We start from the raw sequence: 546 nt of genomic DNA on the forward strand, positions 1-546 counted from the left end.
CGAAGTCGAGCACGCGGACCCAGTAGTTGCCGCCTGCTGCGCCGATGATGATCGGCGCGGCAATCACGAACGCCGCGGTGAGGATGCCGATGGTGACGGTCTTCGCGGTGTTGCGTTCTTCGACGAGCGTCGTCGAGGTTTCGATCGGTTGAATGGATGTCATGTTCTTGCTCCCCTTCCGTTACGCGCGGTCCGCGACCCGTTCGCCGAGCAGGCCCGACGGACGGAACACGAGAACGATGATCAGCACGATGAATGCGAACACGTCCTGGTAGTTGCTGCCGAACACGCCGCCCGTCAGATTGCCGATATAGCCGGCACCCAGCTGCTCGATCAGGCCGAGCACCACCCCGCCGACCATTGCGCCCGCGAGGTTGCCGATGCCGCCCAGCACCGCCGCGGTGAACGCCTTCATGCCCGGAATGAAGCCCATGTAGAAGTGCACGTTGCCGTATTCGGACGCGATCATCACGCCGGCGAGCGCCGCGAGCGCCGAGCCGATCATGAAGGTCGCCGAGATCACGAAGTTCGGGTTCACGCCCATCA

The 546-nt window shown here is 63.7% G+C and carries 2 pseudogenes; both read right to left on the reverse strand.

The window, feature by feature from the left end:
• Positions 1 to 163, reverse strand: a pseudogene (locus G3N94_RS41980) (ABC transporter ATP-binding protein); the annotation flags it as partial.
• Between the two features lie 18 nt (positions 164 to 181).
• A pseudogene (locus G3N94_RS41985) lies at positions 182 to 546 on the reverse strand (branched-chain amino acid ABC transporter permease); the annotation flags it as partial.

The organism is Burkholderia sp. Ac-20353 (assembly GCF_017104785.1).
Taxonomy (GTDB): domain Bacteria; phylum Pseudomonadota; class Gammaproteobacteria; order Burkholderiales; family Burkholderiaceae; genus Burkholderia.